At 74.4% G+C, this 558-nt stretch carries 1 pseudogene; it reads right to left on the minus strand.

Annotated elements, in window-relative coordinates:
• Positions 1–262, minus strand: a pseudogene (locus E1292_RS53285) (hypothetical protein); the annotation flags it as partial.
• Positions 263–558: the final 296 nt, after the last annotated feature.

Consider the following 558-nt stretch of genomic DNA (forward strand, 5'->3'; position numbering starts at 1 on the left):
CCCCCACCAGGTCCGCCCTCACCGAGTCCCACCGCACCACGCCCGCCCCGGACACCCGGACCGGCGACGTCACCGGCGTCGGTGGCGCCCGGGCCGTCGGGGGCGTCGCCGGCACCAGCGGCTTTCCCGATGCCGAGAGCATTTCCGTCGCCAGCGGCTTTTCCGGCGCGGACGGGCACGCGAGCAGCCCCTCCGGCGAGGGCGGCCCGTCCGGCGTGAACGGGCACGCGGACAGCCCTTCCGGCGAAGGCAGCCCTTCCAACGGAGACGGCCTTGCCGGCGGAGGCGGCGCCGCCACCTCGGTGGAGGCGGCGGCCCCACCCCCGGGCCAGGCAACCCATGACGCGACCCCAGGCCAGGCGGCTCCAGGCAGAGCGACCCCAGGCCACGCGATCCCGGGTCAGACGACCCCAGGCCAGGCAACCCATCACGCGATCCCGGGCGAGACCACGCCAGATGAGGCGACGCAAGGTGAGACGGCTCCAGGTGAAGGGGCGGTTGTTGCACCGGGGACGGTCGGGCGGGCGAAGGTGGTGGCGCTGTCTCTTATACACAACT

Origin of the sequence: Nonomuraea deserti (assembly GCF_004348685.1) — a bacterium.
Lineage (GTDB): Bacteria > Actinomycetota > Actinomycetes > Streptosporangiales > Streptosporangiaceae > Nonomuraea > Nonomuraea deserti.